This window comes from Spirulina sp. CCY15215, from assembly GCF_016888125.1.
Classification (GTDB): Bacteria; Cyanobacteriota; Cyanobacteriia; order Cyanobacteriales; family Spirulinaceae; genus CCY15215.
In genome coordinates this window covers 1-15,996 of the sequence record NZ_JACSWA010000334.1, presented here as the reverse complement: position 1 = coordinate 15,996, position 15,996 = coordinate 1, and the positions used below count along the sequence as shown (strand labels likewise).

At 44.1% G+C, this 15,996-nt stretch carries 16 protein-coding genes; 8 read left to right on the top strand and 8 right to left on the bottom strand.

Features of this window, described 5'->3' with window-relative positions:
- On the bottom strand, window positions 1–1,136 hold a 1,136-nt coding region (locus tag JUI58_RS06805), incomplete at its 3' end, for an RNA-guided endonuclease TnpB family protein (protein ID WP_204103004.1).
- Between the two features lie 607 nt (window positions 1,137–1,743).
- Here JUI58_RS06805 and JUI58_RS06800 point away from each other — a divergent pair.
- The gene (locus JUI58_RS06800; protein WP_204103003.1) at window positions 1,744–4,020 is read left to right on the top strand and encodes a ribonuclease R family protein; all 2,277 of its coding nucleotides are present in this window, start codon (window positions 1,744–1,746) and stop codon (window positions 4,018–4,020) included.
- Between the two features lie 38 nt (window positions 4,021–4,058).
- A complete protein-coding gene (locus tag JUI58_RS06795; RefSeq protein WP_204103002.1) occupies window positions 4,059–4,685 on the top strand; it encodes a flavin prenyltransferase UbiX in 627 nt (208 codons plus the stop codon).
- 33 nt (window positions 4,686–4,718) lie between these two features.
- Here the strand turns inward: JUI58_RS06795 and argC are convergent, their stop codons facing one another.
- On the bottom strand, window positions 4,719–5,780 hold the full coding sequence (gene argC, locus JUI58_RS06790) for an N-acetyl-gamma-glutamyl-phosphate reductase (protein ID WP_204103001.1): 1,062 nt from the start codon (window positions 5,778–5,780) through the stop codon (window positions 4,719–4,721).
- Between the two features lie 341 nt (window positions 5,781–6,121).
- Here argC and JUI58_RS06785 point away from each other — a divergent pair, with 341 nt between their 5' ends.
- The 5 genes from JUI58_RS06785 to JUI58_RS06765 all read left to right on the top strand — a co-directional run bounded on the left by JUI58_RS06785 (window position 6,122) and on the right by JUI58_RS06765 (window position 11,094).
- Window positions 6,122–6,331, top strand: a complete 210-nt coding sequence (locus tag JUI58_RS06785; protein WP_204103000.1) for a hypothetical protein — start codon at window positions 6,122–6,124, stop codon at window positions 6,329–6,331.
- Window positions 6,332–6,473: 142 nt separating this feature from the next.
- On the top strand, window positions 6,474–7,541 hold the full coding sequence (locus tag JUI58_RS06780) for an amino acid ABC transporter substrate-binding protein (RefSeq protein ID WP_348539852.1): 1,068 nt from the start codon (window positions 6,474–6,476) through the stop codon (window positions 7,539–7,541).
- 143 nt (window positions 7,542–7,684) lie between these two features.
- The gene (locus tag JUI58_RS06775; protein WP_204102998.1) at window positions 7,685–8,863 is read left to right on the top strand and encodes an ABC transporter permease subunit; all 1,179 of its coding nucleotides are present in this window, start codon (window positions 7,685–7,687) and stop codon (window positions 8,861–8,863) included.
- 55 nt (window positions 8,864–8,918) lie between these two features.
- Window positions 8,919–10,142, top strand: a complete 1,224-nt coding sequence (locus JUI58_RS06770) for an amino acid ABC transporter permease (protein WP_204102997.1) — start codon at window positions 8,919–8,921, stop codon at window positions 10,140–10,142.
- A 223-nt stretch (window positions 10,143–10,365) separates the two neighbouring features.
- A complete protein-coding gene (locus tag JUI58_RS06765) occupies window positions 10,366–11,094 on the top strand; it encodes an amino acid ABC transporter ATP-binding protein (protein ID WP_204103007.1) in 729 nt (242 codons plus the stop codon).
- Between the two features lie 50 nt (window positions 11,095–11,144).
- Here JUI58_RS06765 and JUI58_RS06760 read toward each other — a convergent pair whose 3' ends face one another.
- The 3 genes from JUI58_RS06760 to JUI58_RS06750 form a co-directional block, all read right to left on the bottom strand.
- Window positions 11,145–11,534 carry an alr0857 family protein gene (locus tag JUI58_RS06760; protein WP_204102996.1) on the bottom strand — a complete coding sequence of 130 codons (390 nt, stop codon included), beginning with the start codon at window positions 11,532–11,534 and terminating at the stop codon, window positions 11,145–11,147.
- 87 nt (window positions 11,535–11,621) lie between these two features.
- Window positions 11,622–12,134, bottom strand: coding sequence for an HNH endonuclease (locus tag JUI58_RS06755; RefSeq protein WP_348539851.1), 513 nt, complete (start codon window positions 12,132–12,134; stop codon window positions 11,622–11,624).
- Window positions 12,135–12,244: 110 nt separating this feature from the next.
- Entirely contained in the window at window positions 12,245–12,658 is a 414-nt protein-coding gene (locus tag JUI58_RS06750; protein WP_204102995.1) for a hypothetical protein, read from the bottom strand.
- A gap of 161 nt (window positions 12,659–12,819) precedes the next feature.
- On the opposite strand from JUI58_RS06750, the gene JUI58_RS06745 reads away from it, so the two are divergent.
- Window positions 12,820–13,161, top strand: a complete 342-nt coding sequence (locus tag JUI58_RS06745; RefSeq protein ID WP_204102994.1) for a hypothetical protein — start codon at window positions 12,820–12,822, stop codon at window positions 13,159–13,161.
- Window positions 13,162–13,341: 180 nt separating this feature from the next.
- Here the strand turns inward: JUI58_RS06745 and rpsU are convergent, their stop codons facing one another.
- The 3 genes from rpsU to JUI58_RS06730 form a co-directional block, all read right to left on the bottom strand.
- Window positions 13,342–13,542 (bottom strand): 30S ribosomal protein S21, encoded by a 201-nt coding sequence (gene rpsU / locus JUI58_RS06740; protein WP_204102993.1) that lies wholly within the window; start codon window positions 13,540–13,542, stop codon window positions 13,342–13,344.
- Window positions 13,543–13,745: 203 nt separating this feature from the next.
- On the bottom strand, window positions 13,746–14,036 hold the full coding sequence (locus JUI58_RS06735; RefSeq protein WP_204102992.1) for an RNA-binding protein: 291 nt from the start codon (window positions 14,034–14,036) through the stop codon (window positions 13,746–13,748).
- A 212-nt stretch (window positions 14,037–14,248) separates the two neighbouring features.
- Window positions 14,249–15,466 (bottom strand): aspartate aminotransferase, encoded by a 1,218-nt coding sequence (locus tag JUI58_RS06730; RefSeq protein WP_204103005.1) that lies wholly within the window; start codon window positions 15,464–15,466, stop codon window positions 14,249–14,251.
- Window positions 15,467–15,996: the final 530 nt, after the last annotated feature.

Here is a 15,996-nt window from a genome sequence, read left to right as displayed (position 1 = left end):
TTTTTGATTCCTCTATCTCTGATAACTTCTGCTGCTGCTATGTCTCTATGAGTTTTGTATCCACACTCAGGGCAATGATGTTCTCGTTCGGAAAGTAATTTTTTTCCAGTGTGAAAATCACATTTTGGGCAAATTTGCGAGGTATAATTCTTGTCAACTGCCGCGACAAAAACATCTCGTTTCCACGCTACCCATTTGAGAATGGTAATAAATTGACCAAAAGCAGCATCTAGGCAATGTTTGGATAACATTCCTTTTGCCCATGACTTAAAGTTAATATCTTCAAAAAATATTGACTGTGCTTGGTCGCAGAGAGAATGTGCCAGTTTAAACTGCCAATCTTTACGAGTATCAGAAATCTTTTGATGTAATCTCGCTATTTTCTGGTTTAATTTGTGTCGATTATTAGACCCTCTTTTTTTGTTTCTTAATCTACGTTGCAGCGATTTCAGCTTGCTGTGTAGTTGGTTCAAAAAGTGAGGTCTTTCGACCAGTTCTCCGTCAGAAGTTGCCAGAAACTTGTCCAGTCCCAAGTCTATCCCAATGGCATGACCGTGAAATGGAACATCTGGAATATTAACATTTAACTGCAAAGACAGTAGGATAAAATATCCTGATGCTTTCTTAATAATTCTCGCTTGTTTAATTGCAAAACCATCGGGAATATCTCTCGATTTCCTGAACTTAATCCATCCCAATTGAGGCAGTTTAATCTGGTTTTCCTGCATACAGTCTTTCAGCATTTGAGGATACACAAAAGAACGCATCCTATACTGATTCTTAAAGCGAGGGAAACCGAGTTTTTTGGATTGCATATCTGTAAACGCTCGCTCTAATCTTTTTAAGACCTGTTGCAAGACTTGAGCATTCACAGATTTTAACCACGGGTTTGTTTTCTTGGCTTCTGTTAATTGTTTGGCTTGATTGTTGTAATTTGGAAAAGGTTTATCAGCAGGAATGATATATTCCCTGTCTAGAGAACAAGCATTAACAGAACACTTCCGAGAGTTAATCCAATCTTTTCGCTCTCTGAGGGCGTAATTCCAGACAGAACGACAGACTCTCAAGGTATTTTCAATCATCTCGATTTGCTTACCGTTCGGGATTAATTTATACTCGTAAGTTAGTGTTAACATTTCAATCCTCCTAAATTGGATTCTAGCAACCTTTAAAAAGAATGTCAATCTATGTGTAGGGACGTTAAATTTAACGTCCCTACTTTGGTCGATTTTATTTGTTGGCAAAAAGACGAGCGACCCCGGCGAGGTTTCCTCACCTAGCGGTCGAGGGATGGCGAATCGCATTCGCCATATCCAATCGACCAAGAGAGGGAACGCGCTCGTCATCTCACCGCTAACCCTTTGGGTCTAACGGGAGTCCTCATTTTTGCATTTTTGATGATAGGGTGAGAGGAGGATAAGAAAATGGTCTTGAGAGAAAACGGACTTGACAGACTTTTTGGGGAGTGACACCGAAGCCCTTACCGATCGCTCGATCCTCCTATTTTGCAGAGATTGGTTCTTTCGTTGATACACTCCGCCCCTCCGGAAACGAGTAAACTCAAAAGAACCGAACCGATCGCAACAGAAAATGTCAACCCGTTTGAGTTAGAGACTAAGCTCTCTGATGCTAACTCTCCGAATCTCTTCTCTTCGATTTTGGCGAGCATAAGCAGTAGAGTGCGATCGCCTTCCAACCTCCCCAGTGCCATGACAACGCTCGAGTTATAAGGAATTACGAGAAATGAATTTTTCAATCGCTACATTACTTTCCCAGTTTAGCCAAGATAAGTTGGTCCCCGGAAAAGTCCTCGAAAAAAAATTAGGATGCGATGACGATCTCGATCTGCAAAAATTGCAAATTGCCCTTGATGCGTTGGAAAGAGTGGGTATTCTCACCAAGGAACTAGGGAAATATCGCCGGGTAGCCCGAGAAGATATTATTGAAGCTAAATTGCGCTGCTCGAGTAAAGGCTTTTGTTTTGCGATCCAAGATGAAGAAGATACCGAAGATATTTACGTCCGTGAAAGCCATTTAAGCAGCGCTTGGAACGGCGATCGCGTCCTGGTTAAGATTGTGAAAGAAGGGAGTCGTCGGCGATCGCCAGAGGGTGCTGTAGAAGTGATTCTCGATCGCGCTAACCCCTCTCTCCTCGCCCGCATCAAAAAAACCAGCAAAGGCTATCGTGCTGTCCCTCTCGACGATCGCCTGCTCTTTGAACTGCAACTGCAAGACAACGACGCAAAATTAGAAATGGCGATCGATTACTTGGTTCACGTGGAGGTTCTGCGCTATCCTTTGGGAGGCAATTTTCCCTTTGGTCGAGTCACGAAAATTTTAGGCAGCGATGCAGAAACTGCAAATGACATTGATATTGTTGCTTGCAAGCACGACCTCCCCCAAGCCTTTAGCGAGAAGCACCTCGAAGCGGCGAAAGCCTCCCCCAAACCCGCACCCTCGGGGAAAATCGCCAAAGCGGAAATCGATCGCCGCTTAGACCTGCGCTCGGTTCTAACCGTAACGTTAGAAGACGAAAGTTGTTTGAATGGCAAATATCCCGAAATAGTAGAAAATGCCTTCAGCCTAGAACTCCTACCCGACGATCGCTGGTATTTGGGCATCCACATTGCAGACTTCTCCCATTACCTCGAATACGAATCCATCTTAGACATCGAAGCGAAAAAACGCGGGACGGCAGTTTATTTGCGCGATTTTACCCTGCCGCTTTTTCCCGAAACCATTACCAGGCGCTGTTCCTTCTTAATAGGTCAAGAACGCCTTTCCATGAGCGTTTTACTCACTTTGGACAAAACCGGACAACTCCTCGAGTTTGATATTCAGCCTAGTGTGATTAAAGTTGACCATCAACTCAGTTATCAAGAAATTCAATCTTTTTTGGGACAACAACAGGATATTCCCAAAGAACTCGAAGAAGGAGTAGAAATGCTCGATCGCCTCTTTTATCATCTCGCTCCTTTAGTCAAGGCGCAACGGATTCAGCGCGGCGGTTTTGAGTTCTCTTTAAGGGATTATGCCTGTCCGTTTAAAGATGAAGGACGACTCGGGGCGATCGTCAACAGTAATGTTCTACCGATCCGCGCCCTACTAGCAGAATTGTGCATTTTAGCGGGAAAAGCGATCGCCGATCACTGTCGCGCCTTGGAATTACCCACCCTCTATTGCATTCAACCCGAACCCGATCTGATGGAATTGGAAGATTTCATCAAATTGGGACTCAATCTCAATTTAAAGTTAGAAATGGAGTCAGAAGAAGAAATCAAACCCCGAGACTATCAAAGTTTTGTGCAAGAGATTACCAACTCCGAGCATCCCAAAATCCTCACCTATTTCCTGAAAAATACCCTCAAATCCCCCTATTACAGTACCAAACCAGGACCGCATTTTGGCTTGGCTTATGCCGATAGTTACTGTCACGTTCTCAGTCCAGGACGGCGCTATGCGGATCTGATCGTACAGCGCATTATCCACGTTCTCTTTGATGAAGGTCGCGATCGCCGTTCTACACGGTCGAGAAAAGGCGTAAATTTGGGCAGCAGCAAGTGTCACGAGGAGGTGAACTGGAATGTTTTACCCGCCACAACTCAAGCACAGTGGGAACACGACCTCACCGTTGTTGTACATCACCTTAACGAACGGAATAAAGTCGCAGAAGATGCCGAAAACGACTTGGATGGCTTGAAAAAAGCGGAAAAAATGAAAGAACGCACGGGGGAAATCTTTCAAGGTTTAATTACCGGAGTACAATCCTATGGCTTTTTCGTGGAAATTGAGGAGTTGATGGTGGAAGGGTTGGTTCACGTCAGTTCTCTCAAAGATGATTGGTACGAATACCGATCGCGCCACAGTTGCTTAGTAGGACGCAAAAATCGCACTGCCTATCGCTTGGGGGATCAAGTTGAAGTCCAAGTAAAAAGCGTGGACTACTATCGCCAACAAATTGATCTCGTTACCGTCGGTGGTGGTAGTGAGGCCAATAATGAGGATTTTGAAGACGAGTAAATAATGGTTGATAGTTGATAGCGTTGATAATTGGCAAAATGAAACCTTTAATTTTGGGTGTAAGTGGGGCGAGTGGTTTAATTTATGCCGTTCGCGCCCTCAAATACTTGCTAGAAGCGGGCTACACTGTCGATCTGGTGGCTTCTAAGGCGAGTTTTCTGGTTTGGCAGTCCGAGCAAAATGTGCGAATGCCCCCCGAGCCAGAAGAACAAGCGCAATTTTGGCGCGATCGCGCTAGTGTTCCTCAAGCCGGAGTATTGCGCTGTCACCGTTGGAGCAATGTTGGAGCGACTATCGCCTCGGGTTCTTTTCCTACCCTCGGAGCAATTATAATGCCCTGTAGTATGAGTACCGTCGCCAAAATCGCCCACGGACTGAGTTCCGATCTACTCGAACGCATGGCGGACGTACAATTAAAGGAAGGACGAAAATTAGTTCTCGTTCCCCGAGAAACGCCATTGAGTTTGATTCATTTACGAAACTTAACCCTCCTTGCCGAAGCAGGAGCGCGGATCGTACCCGCCATTCCCGCGTGGTATCATAACCCGCAAACCATTGAGGATTTAGTCGATTTTGTCATCGCTCGCGCCCTCGATCAATTGGATCTTGATTGCATTCCTCTAAAACGTTGGCAAGGAGGGGTTAATCAAAATCCCACCCACTAACCTAATCGCTAACCTTAAGTTTCCCAGATTGGGTTATGGATAAAAGGCTAATTGAGGCAGTCCTAATGTTTCTTCCCATCCCATCATAATGTTCAAATTTTGTACAGCCTGCCCCGACTGACCCTTGATCAGATTGTCGATCGCCGACATAACAATAACGCGATCGGTGCGCGTATCTACCGCCAAGCCAATATAACAGGAATTTGTTCCCGCCGCCCATTTCGTCTGAGGATAAATGCCATTGGGCAGGATTTTCACAAAAGGAGAGGAACGATAGAAAGCGTTATAAATCGTAATGATATCCTCTCGCACTAAACCCGGATCGCGTAGATTGGCGTAAACAGTGGCTAAAATCCCCCGTACCATCGGGATCAGGTGAGGTGTAAATTGTACCTTGATTTCTTGTCCCGCCAAATCGCTGCAAATATTTTCAATTTCCGGGGTATGACGATGCGCCCCAGCAACATTATAGGCAGCCAGAGAATTATCTGCCTCAGCAAGGAGCAAACCAATTGCCGCTTTCCGTCCTCCTCCCGACGTTCCCGATTTTGCGTCGATAATGGCGGTTTCTGGGACGATTAGCCCCTGTTTGAGTAAAGGCGCAAGGGCAAGTAAACTTGCCGTACAATAACACCCCGGACAGCCAATTAGAGAAGTTTCTTTAATGGCATCGCGATAAAGTTCCGGTAAACCATAAACCGCCGTTGCAGCTACAGCGCGATCGCTGCGTTCTTTTTTATACCAAGTTGAGTAAGTTTCCAAATTATCAAAGCGATAATCTGCCGAGAGATCGAGGACTTTACACCCCTTTTCCAGCAGTTTTGGAGCCATATCGCAGGCTAAACCATTGGGAAGTGCCAAAAAGACTGCTTGGCAGCGATCGCCAATAACATCGAGATCGATTTTTTCAATTTTAAGATTGAAGCGATCGCGCAAATGGGGATACAGGTCGCCAAATTCTTTTCCTGCGCTACTGTCTCCCCCCACGTAAACAATCTCCACATGGGGATGATCTAACAGCAATTTCACCAATTGAATACCGCCATAACCAGACGCGCCCACAATACCCACGGGAATGCGATCGGAATTACTCATAGGGTTTAATGTCCTAAAATTTTGAATACGTTGGCTGCATTGTAGTATCAAACCTGGAATTTGCGGCAAGATTTCCCCAAAAGGAGTCAGTAATCATTACCCGCTACTCGCTAACCTAGGACTGACGCAGCTATGGTAATGCGTGCATTTTGCCCGCAAATGCGTAAGTTCTATAACTGTTACCAACTCCTAAAAATTGTTTCGACTTGTATCAAGTTGAAACAGTTTTGCCTCTAACTTCATCAGATCGGCTATGGTGATGAAGAAGAAACAAATCATTAAAATATTATTAAGTTTTTATAGCGAACCTTTGTAGAACTGTTGTAGTCGTCAATAAAGCCATGACCCCTAACTTATTACGTCAACTTTGGTCCCTCGTGGAAAACACCCAAGCCCCTGTTATTTTGGGGCGCGATGATGCCAGCCTCGTCGAATGGTTATTAGACCAATTAGCACGGCAGCGATCGCTTGAAGGTTACGAAACTGAAGTTATCAGCGACTATATTCGCTCCAAAACATCTCTTATCCGAGATTTAGCTGCTCAACGCTAAATAATGTTGATTTTTGGCGAGTTATTATCATACTTTAAACAAATCTTTACCTTTTGTATTGATTTACACTTCACTCTGTGCTTACTCTGATAGAGATTAATAAACTATCAGTGTCACTCTAAAAATGTGGTGTGTAATGACAATGCGTAAATTTAGTGCTTTTTTACTAACCGCCGCGATCGCGGCCTCTCTTGCAGCTTGTGCAACTCCTCCCGAATCTTCTTCCGATGGAGAAGGCGAAGGAAGTTCGTCATCAACAGCAAGCCGCTTGGATGCCGTCAAAGAACGCGGAACTTTAAACTGTGGTGTTGATGGGGGTATTCCTGGTTTTAGTTACGTTGATGAGTCGGGAGACTATTCCGGTTTAGATGTTGATGTCTGTAAAGCTGTGGCCGCAGCAGTTTTAGGAGATGCCGATAAAGTTGAGTATCGTCGCTTGGACTCCACCGAACGCTTTACAGCCGTATCGGGAGGAGAAGTTGATATGCTCTCGCGCAACACGACTTGGACCATCAGCCGAGATACAGAAGTGGGCATGGAATTTGCCCCCACGACCTTTTATGATGGTCAAGGGATGATGGTTCGCGAAGCGAGCGGACTGAAAGAATTAAAAGATTTCGATGGTAAAACTGTTTGTGTAGAAGCGGGAACCACGACGGAATTAAACTTAACCGACAAAATGCGAAAGGCGGGAGTTACTCCAGAAATTAAGACTTTCCAACAAGCCGACCCTGCTTATGCTGCTTATGAGGAGGAACTTTGCGATGGTTTTACCTCCGATAAATCCCAATTAGTTGCCCGTCGCAGTACCCTCTCTAAGCCCGAGGATCACATTGTTTTAGATGTCACGATGTCCAAAGAACCCCTAGGACCTTTGACCGTTAATAATGATTCCGCATGGTTTGATGTGGTGAAATGGGTGACTTATGGTTTAATCGAAGCGGAAGAACTTGGCATTACCTCAAAGAATGTTGAAGAGATGAAGAGTAGTGAAGATCCTACAATTAAGCGTTTCTTGGGTGCAGAAGGCGATCTCGGTACAGGTTTAGGTTTAGAGAATGACTTTATGGTGAAGGTTATCTCTAGTGTTGGCAACTACGGCGAAATTTACGAACGTAACCTAGGACAAGAATCCAAGTTCAAACTGGATCGGGGTTTAAATGCTCTATGGACCGAAGGTGGTTTACTTTATGCTCCTCCTTTCCGCTAAGGGTTTTGTGGGGTAGGGAATGCTCCCCGAGTCTATTAAAAAATAGACTCGGGGGCAGTTTTTCCAATCTCATCAGTAGTTAATAACTGATAACTGATAACTGATAATTGATAAGTAATAATTGATAAGTGATAGGTGAAAAAATGACTGTTAAAGAACAAGGTATTCCACTCTGGCGAGACGATCGCTTTTGGAAAGTTGCCTTACAGATTCTAGCCGTTCTCGTAGTGATCGCAATTTTCACCCTCTTGGGCTATAACCTAAATGTGAATATGCAGCAAGTCGGGATCGAGTTCGGATTTGATTTTCTCCAATCTCAAGCCTCTTTTGCCATTGGCGAAGACTTGACGAATTACGATCCCAGCGACCCCGTGGCAGGTTCTTATGCAAGGGTTATGTTTGCGGGATTAATCAATACTTTGCGCGTTGTCGTTGTTGGTCTTATATTAACAACAATTGTGGGAATTACGGCGGGAGTTGCCAGTTTTTCTGATAATTGGCTCTTGCAGAAAATCAGTCAAGTTTATGTGGAAATTGCCCGCAATATTCCCATCTTAGTGCAGTTATTATTTTGGTATTTAGCAGTTTTCTCTAAACTCCCCCGACCGGAAGATAGGCTCTCTTTTTTGGGTATGTTTTATGCCAGCAAGCGCGGGCTTTATTTGCCGTGGCCGGGCGAAGTCGGGCGATTTAGCATTTGTGCGGCGGTGTTAATTGTGGGTGCGATCGCGGCGTTTTTTGTGTGGCGATCGCGGGTTAAAGCCATTGTCATAAAAGGAGAGTCGGGACAAAATCAGTCGATGATTCTGTGGGTGATTACTGCAATTTCTGTGTTAATTTTACTCTTTGGTTTGGGTTGGCAATTTCCCCACGAACCGACAGAAATTGGCGAAATTGAAGGAGGTTTGCGACTAACTTTAGAGATAAGTGCTTTGCTAGTTGGTTTGATTATTTACACCGGAGCCTTTATTTCCGAAATTGTCAGAGCCGGAATTCAATCCGTGGCTAGGGGTCAATGGGAAGCATCGAAAGCCTTGGGATTAAAGTCTAATTTAACCATGCGCTTAGTGGTATTTCCTCAAGCCTTGCGAGTGATTATTCCTCCCCTCAATAGTCAATATCAAAACTTAGCCAAAAACTCCAGTTTGGCACTGGCGATCGCCTATCCCGATATTTATTCCGTCTCCAATACTACCTTTAACCAAACCGGTCGTCCTATTGAAGTCATGATTTTAATTATGACCACATATTTATTAATGAATATGGTGATTTCGCTGAGTATGAATCAACTCAATCGCAGCGTGCAGTTACGAGAAAGGTAATGAATTATTCATTCAATAACTCATTACCAATTACCAATAACTAATAACCAATGACATGACTACCATTACACCTCAAAATCCCAATCCCAATCTATCTCCCCCCGCAGAGATTCAGATTTCTCCGATCAACTGGGTGATGAAAAATTTATTAACCCCTTGGTATAATGCCCTCATTACCTTCATTATTGTAGGAATTTTTTGCTATGCTGGCTATGGTTTTTGTGTTTGGGCGTTTACTGAAGCACAATGGACTGTTATTCCTGCCAATTTACATCTCTTTGGGGCTGGACGCTATCCCAGTGAAGAATACTGGCGACTTTGGGTTTTGCTGAGTATTATTGTTATATTTTCGGGTATTTCTTGGGGCATTGTTGCTCGCAATGTTACCCATTTATTTAGTCGCAATGTTTTAATCGGTTTGGCGATCGCCGCTTTAATTTCCTTTATCTTGCCTATCCCTCTCCTCTATAAATTGGCAATTATTGGCTTATTAATCTTGCTTTCTCTTGCTGCATGGGGAGGACAAAAAATCGGCGCAAAAATGCCAGGATTGGGGCAATATATAGCAATCAATTGGTTTCTAGTCTATCTGATTGGGCTTTGGTTAATTGGTGGCGGTTTGGGACTAGAAGAAGTCACAACCAGTAAATGGGGTGGTTTAATGCTCACGGTACTGATGGCAACAATTAGTATTGCGCTTTGTTTTCCCATCGGTGTTATTTTTGCATTAGGGAGGCAAAGTAATCTACCCGTAGTGAAGCTCTTTTCCGTACTCTATATTGAAATTATTCGCGGTATTCCCTTAATTGCCATTTTGTTCATGGGTCAGGTGATGATTCCTTTATTTTTACCGGAGGGAATGCGACCCGATCGCGTTTTACGGGCTATTATTGGTTTAACTCTATTTAGTTCTGCCTATCTCGCGGAAAATATTCGAGGAGGACTACAAGCCATTCCTCGGGGTCAAACAGAAGCGGCAAAAGCCTTGGGTTTAAATCCGCCCTTAACGGTGTCTTTTATCGTCATGCCCCAAGCAATTAAGGCTGTAATTCCGGCGATCGTAGGACAATTTATTAGCTTATTCCAAGATACAACTCTCCTCTCTATTGTAGGTGTAGAAGAGTTTCTAGGCATCAGTCGTTCAGTTTTGGCAAATCCAAATTTTCTCGGTCGCAGTTCAGAAGTTTTACTTTTTAATGCTTTAGGCTTCTGGGTTTTTTGTTATGCCATGTCTACAGGGAGCAAATATATTGAGAAACGCTTGAATGTGGAACACTAAACCAAGAAACTTTACTCTAGAGGGGAAGAAAAAAATCAGAGCCAATTATTAGCAATATTCTGTTTCTAAGTTAACTTAGTATTAGTAACGTAGATATTGCTCTTCAGTAACCGAGAGATACTTTAACCTAACCCATCAATTTTATTTAAGGAGAATCATCATGGCCGGACAGTCCCTAACCAAAGACATTCAAGATACAAACAATGTAACCGATAGAGAGGAAATGATTGTTGCTCGAGACGTGCATAAATGGTATGCCAGCAATGAATTCCATGTTCTGCGCGGTGTAAGTTTGACCGTGACTAAGGGGGAAGTGGTTGTGGTGATGGGTCCTTCGGGATCGGGAAAATCGACCTTTATTCGTACTTTTAATGCCCTTGAAGAATATCAAAAGGGTCAGATTTCTGTTGATGGTATCGAACTTTCCCACGATCTCAAAAATATTGATGCGATTCGTAAAGAAGTGGGGATGGTTTTTCAGCAATTTAATTTGTTTCCTCACCTAACAGTATTGCAAAATGTTACTCTTGCTCCGATTTGGGTACGCCGTCGCAAAAAAGCCGAAGCTGAGGCGATCGCCATGCAATTATTAGAGAAGGTGGGTATTTTAGAACAAGCGAAAAAGTTTCCTGGGCAACTATCTGGGGGACAACAGCAACGGGTGGCGATCGCCCGCGCTTTGGCGATGCAGCCCAAAATCATGCTTTTTGACGAACCAACTTCAGCGTTAGACCCAGAAATGGTCAAAGAAGTATTAGATACCATGCGATCTTTAGCCCGTGAAGGCATGACAATGGTATGCGTTACCCATGAGGTAGGATTTGCAGAAAACGTGGCGGATCGGGTCGTTTTAATGGCAGATGGGTTATTAGTCGAGGAAGCGAAACCCGATGCGTTTTTTAATAATCCTCAACACGATCGCACTAAGCAGTTTTTATCACAGATTTTGTAAGAAATTGCTTTTAATTAAAAACGCACTCCAGAAGAGAGTGCGTTTTTAATTTATTCATTGGCTAAAAAAGCGATCGATTCAGCTTCTTGCCAAAGTTTGAACAGAAAAAACTCAGCGCGATCGCTCATCGTCGTCACAAAGATTCCTTCTTCGCTATCGGGATCCGATACCAACCAAGTTCCATTCAAGCAAACTTCGACATATTCTGCATCGCAAACAGCCAAGGACAACGCATTGGGATTTTCTCGCGTTTCTAGGGCTTCCAATTCTGCCAAATGAGGCAAATCAGCAGGAAGCAAGAAAGAAGCTGTACTCGGCTCAACAAACAAAGGAGTTGCCGATCGCAGCGCCAAAACAACTCGCGTTGCGACCCAATTTTCGAGGGGTTGAGCCAGATGCTCTAAGCAGAATCCGTTTTCGGTATAAGTCAGTTTCAACATGGGTTCTGTTTTCGATCGTGTTTCCCGGTTGGTTGGGCGATCGCCGTTGCGATCGCCTCTGATTTATTGGAGCTTTGCTCACTCTTGTTATTGCCAGCTATTATCGCGCCAGAACTGTTCGGCAAAAGCGACGGTGGGGTGCATCGGTGCTTTGGGTTTCTGGAACAAGGGCATTCCTGCTTCCCTAGGAGTGCGAGCGCCTTTTTTGGAGTTACACCCTTCGCAAGCAATAACTACGTTATCCCAGACGTGCTTTCCGCCTTTAGAACGAGGAATGACGTGATCCAAGGTCAATTTATGCTTACTTCCACAGTATTGACAGGTGTTTTTGTCTCGCCGCAGAACCTCGCGCCGATTGACAGCCGGGATCTTCCAGACTCGTTCGGTTTGAGTCATCGTCAAGCGAATATGTTCTGGAACTTGAAATTTGACGCTAGGGGAACGAATTTCCCAAAATTTATCGCTGAAAAAATCTACAGGTTCGGCTTTTCCTGTCACTAAAAGAGCGATCGCCCGACGGATATTAATCCGGCTCAAAGGCAAGTAATTCTTGGAAAAGACGACGACAGACTGACTCAAAGTTTCTGTTACGGTAATCACGGCTTTACTCCTTTTTATGCCGTTAATCGAGAAGGTGAAGGACCCAAGACGTAAAAATCCCCGCTTTGTCTCTGATAAAGCGGGGGATAAACCATGTTGGGGTCTTGGTTTTATTGAGGTACAGTTGACTTTTGCCTGTACCTACCGCTTATTTGTTGTTGATTCGATCCGACCAACAATCTTTCACTGTCGCTGTTATGCTGATAGCCTTCTATCTCAATACCTTCAATCCCCGATAGAGACTCTGGGAGCATGGAGAAACGGAGAGGGCGATCGCTAATTTTTGTGCTAATTTTTGTGTTATTTTCATATTTTGATACAATCGTATCATTTAAGAGGACTGAGCAATCTTCTGTCGTCTCTATCCACACTTTGTCCATCCACACTTTGGCGATCGCGATCGCACTTGAGGCCAAAGTCACCGAGGCTAAATTCTTAAATTCTGAACCTCGAGCAACAAGATGCCGATCTTCTTGGCAACGGGTTGCTAACTGTGATGTGGATAAAGATGAGAGAAGATTCACGGATTCCTCCTAGACATAGCTTTAAAGATTTAAACGGAGTGAAATTTGGTTGAAATTGAAAATTTTTGTTTTTGAACTTGATTGGGGGTTGTCAAAACCTATCTTTTACATACTACACTTGTAATATTGATATGTCCACTATTTTTGGAGGAATTTTTTCGATGCGTACCTTAACTCGTACTCGTACATCAACAACCGACATGGAAGTTACTAGCATTCGCCTGGAAAGAGAACTGAAGGAGAAGCTCAAAGAATTGTCGGGAAACACGGGTTATCAAGCATTGATCAGAGATGTGCTTTGGAACTACGTTCAGCAAAAGTCCGGAGATTATCGCCCCACGTTTTCCAAAACCGATATTCGCGCCAGTTTTGAGGCGATCGCCCAGAAAGATGAATGCTGCGTCCTAACTGGAAAAATGATACCGGAGAATGCGCCCATGTTTCTCGCTCTGACCACTCACGGCGATCTCGTTCCCTTAAGTACGGAGAGTTTAGCCGCTTAACTTGATTGGGGGGCGGGAAAACTTGACGAAAAGAAAAGTCAATACTGCCGACATTTTACCAACCCGCCCCCCATAAAAGCGTTAACCCGCCTCTTATCCCAATTAATTAAAGAGCATCCCACCTAAATCAGAGATTGATTATAGATGGGAATTCATTTGCTACTAGCTTTTTTTAAGAAATTAGGATTGTTTTTTGCGATTGCGAAGCCAACGCCTTTCCTTATGTCTTGCTAGTTCTTTGCGCTTGCGTTTTTGGGCAGGGGTTTCAAAGTGGCGATTTTTTTTCATATCGCCAAAGATGCCAGCTCGAGAAACTTTCCGTTTAAATCGACGCAATGCTGACTCTAATTGCTCGTTTTCACCAAGAACAACTTGGGCCATTCAATATCCTCCCGCTTTCATTATGGAAAAAAAACAATGTACAAAAAATAATGTACAAAAAACAATTTACAAAAAACACTGGCAGTGATGCCGTTGAAATTCTAGACCTCAAACGACAGACCTCGAACCCTCTAAAATACAAAAGGATAGCTCTGTTGTCTATCCTCTGAGTCAATCATCGGATTTAATTGTCCCATCAAAACTTAATAGCGATCGCGCCCGGATGAGAAATTCCGGTTAGAAGGACGATCTTCCCGAGGTTTAGCCTTATTGACTTTTAAGGTGCGACCCATCCATTCTGCCCCATCAAGGTTCTCGATCGCTGCGGTTTCGCCCTTTTCTTCCTCCATATCGACAAAACCAAAACCCCGTCGCTGACCAGTTTCGCGATCGAGAGGAATTTTCACTCGCTTTACAGAACCATATTCAGCAAAAACACCATTTACATCTTCCTCTGTAGCATCATGGGAAAGATTCCCGATATACACGGTCATAACTTAGCCTCGCAAATTGATTGGATATCATGTAGAGATTGGGATTCGGAAGGAAAGCCTCTTGGCTAATACTCAATCGGAAAATTCCCTAAGACTAGCGATAACTTCAGCCACCGATATTCCTTCTCATTTATCCATCATACTACTTTGACATCCTCTCTGGCTTTTGTCGAGATCTATTCAGAACATTAAATATTTACAAGCACTTTTGCTCAATTTGTGCTAAGGGGAGCAAGTACCTCTTCGGGTTGATAGCGAATACCTGCTTTCCGCCAACGGTCTAAGGCTTTTCCGAGGCGATCGCGATCGGCAATGAGGCTAATCCGCACGTACCCTTCTCCGGCTTCTCCAAAGGCATTGCCAGGAGTAACCACTACTCCTGTGGTTTGCAGCATTTCTAGGGCAAAATCTGTAGATTTCATTCCCACGGGGCAAGGTATCCATAAATACATTGTTGCTTTAGATTTAGGCACATTCCAGCCCAATTCTGCTAAACCTGAGATGAGGAAGTCCCGACGGCTGCTATAACGTTCTTGAACATCTTGGACATAGGTATCGGGCAGTTGTAAGGCGGTTTCGGCGGCTTTTTGAATGGTGGAAAAAATGCCATAATCCAAATTGGTTTTCAAGGTTCGCAAGCCTTGAATAACATGGGAATTGCCGACGACAAAACCAACTCGCCAACCCGCCATATTATAGGTTTTGGAAAGAGTATGGAATTCAACGCCAATCTCTTTGGCTCCGGCAATTTCTAATAAACTGGTGGGTTGATAGCCATCAAAGGCGAGTTCGGCATAACAGAGATCGTGAACCAATAAGATTTCGTAATGACGGGCGAAGGCCACGATTTCTTCAAAAAATTCTCTCGGTGCCGTGGCTGTGGTGGGATTATTGGGATAATTAAAATAAAAGAGTTTGGCGCGTTGGGCGACTTCTTCGGGAATGGTAGAGAGGTCAATGAGCCAATCTTGTTCTGCTGAAAGTTGGAGTTGATATAAAGTTGCTCCAGCAATGAGAGGACCGCGAAAATGAGCGGGATAAGAGGGACTGGGAACGATGACGGTATCCCCTGGATTAACATAGGCAAGGGCAAGATGGGTTAAGCCTTCCTTTGACCCCAAAAGAGGGAGGGCTTCGTTATCTGGGTCTAAGTTGACTCCATAACGTCTTTTGTACCATGTGGCGATCGCGCCGCGAAAACTGGCGGTTCCTTCAAAGGGGGGATAGCCATGATGAAGGGGATTCTCAAATGCTTTTATTGCGGCATCAATAACGGGACGTGGTGCAAAACCATCGGGATTACCCATACCCAGATCGATTAGGTCTAATCCTTGTTCTCGGGCGCGAGCTTTGAGTTCGTCTAGACGGGCAAAAACGTAAGGGGGTAGGGATTTCAGGCGTTGGGCTGGGACGATCCAATTAGGGTTCATAGCGCGGTCTGGGGCAATGGGTGAATCGGCGATCGCGATGGAAAGGGTCGCGATAACCGCTAAGTCAACGATAATCGCATATTTTTTCACCCTAGTTAATTTTTTTCTAAAAAGCAACCTCCCCAAAAAACTTGGCAGGTCGATAAAACTAGCGGTTTGCCAAGATTTGAACCAATTCTTTAAATAAATTGGGAGATGATGCGACAGAAGAGGCGATCGCTGACTTCACAATTGTTTAATAAATCTTGATTAAAAGCTAAAAAGTTTTACAACTGATTCGCAAAACCCCCACAAATCATAAACTTAGAATAACTTAATACAAATGATTGTTAAGTATTCCCCCGAATGCAGATAATTTTCGCTAGATTAAGAGAATAATAAATGTTTGTCAAAATTTACCTATAAATCTGTGAAGCAGGAAATCTTGAATGCAAGTTCAAGAATCTCCCGCTCTTCTTGGTCAGCATTCCCTTGCGCCTTTCGGCGACGCGGGGTCTGACCGCAGAACGCTAAAGCGTTTAGCGGTGAGA

Coding starts and splice junctions, on each gene's coding strand:
- JUI58_RS06765 (WP_204103007.1), top strand. CDS start 10,366: ATGATTGTTGCTCGAGACGTGCATAAATGGTATGCCAGCAATGAATTC.
- JUI58_RS06735 (WP_204102992.1), bottom strand. CDS start 14,036: ATGACCGTGTATATCGGGAATCTTTCCCATGATGCTACAGAGGAAGAT.
- rpsU (WP_204102993.1), bottom strand. CDS start 13,542: ATGGCCCAAGTTGTTCTTGGTGAAAACGAGCAATTAGAGTCAGCATTG.
- JUI58_RS06730 (WP_204103005.1), bottom strand. CDS start 15,466: ATGAACCCTAATTGGATCGTCCCAGCCCAACGCCTGAAATCCCTACCC.
- JUI58_RS06780 (WP_348539852.1), top strand. CDS start 6,474: ATGCGTAAATTTAGTGCTTTTTTACTAACCGCCGCGATCGCGGCCTCT.
- argC (WP_204103001.1), bottom strand. CDS start 5,780: ATGAGTAATTCCGATCGCATTCCCGTGGGTATTGTGGGCGCGTCTGGT.
- JUI58_RS06760 (WP_204102996.1), bottom strand. CDS start 11,534: ATGTTGAAACTGACTTATACCGAAAACGGATTCTGCTTAGAGCATCTG.
- JUI58_RS06745 (WP_204102994.1), top strand. CDS start 12,820: ATGCGTACCTTAACTCGTACTCGTACATCAACAACCGACATGGAAGTT.
- JUI58_RS06775 (WP_204102998.1), top strand. CDS start 7,685: ATGACTGTTAAAGAACAAGGTATTCCACTCTGGCGAGACGATCGCTTT.
- JUI58_RS06795 (WP_204103002.1), top strand. CDS start 4,059: ATGAAACCTTTAATTTTGGGTGTAAGTGGGGCGAGTGGTTTAATTTAT.
- JUI58_RS06785 (WP_204103000.1), top strand. CDS start 6,122: ATGACCCCTAACTTATTACGTCAACTTTGGTCCCTCGTGGAAAACACC.
- JUI58_RS06770 (WP_204102997.1), top strand. CDS start 8,919: ATGACTACCATTACACCTCAAAATCCCAATCCCAATCTATCTCCCCCC.
- JUI58_RS06800 (WP_204103003.1), top strand. CDS start 1,744: ATGAATTTTTCAATCGCTACATTACTTTCCCAGTTTAGCCAAGATAAG.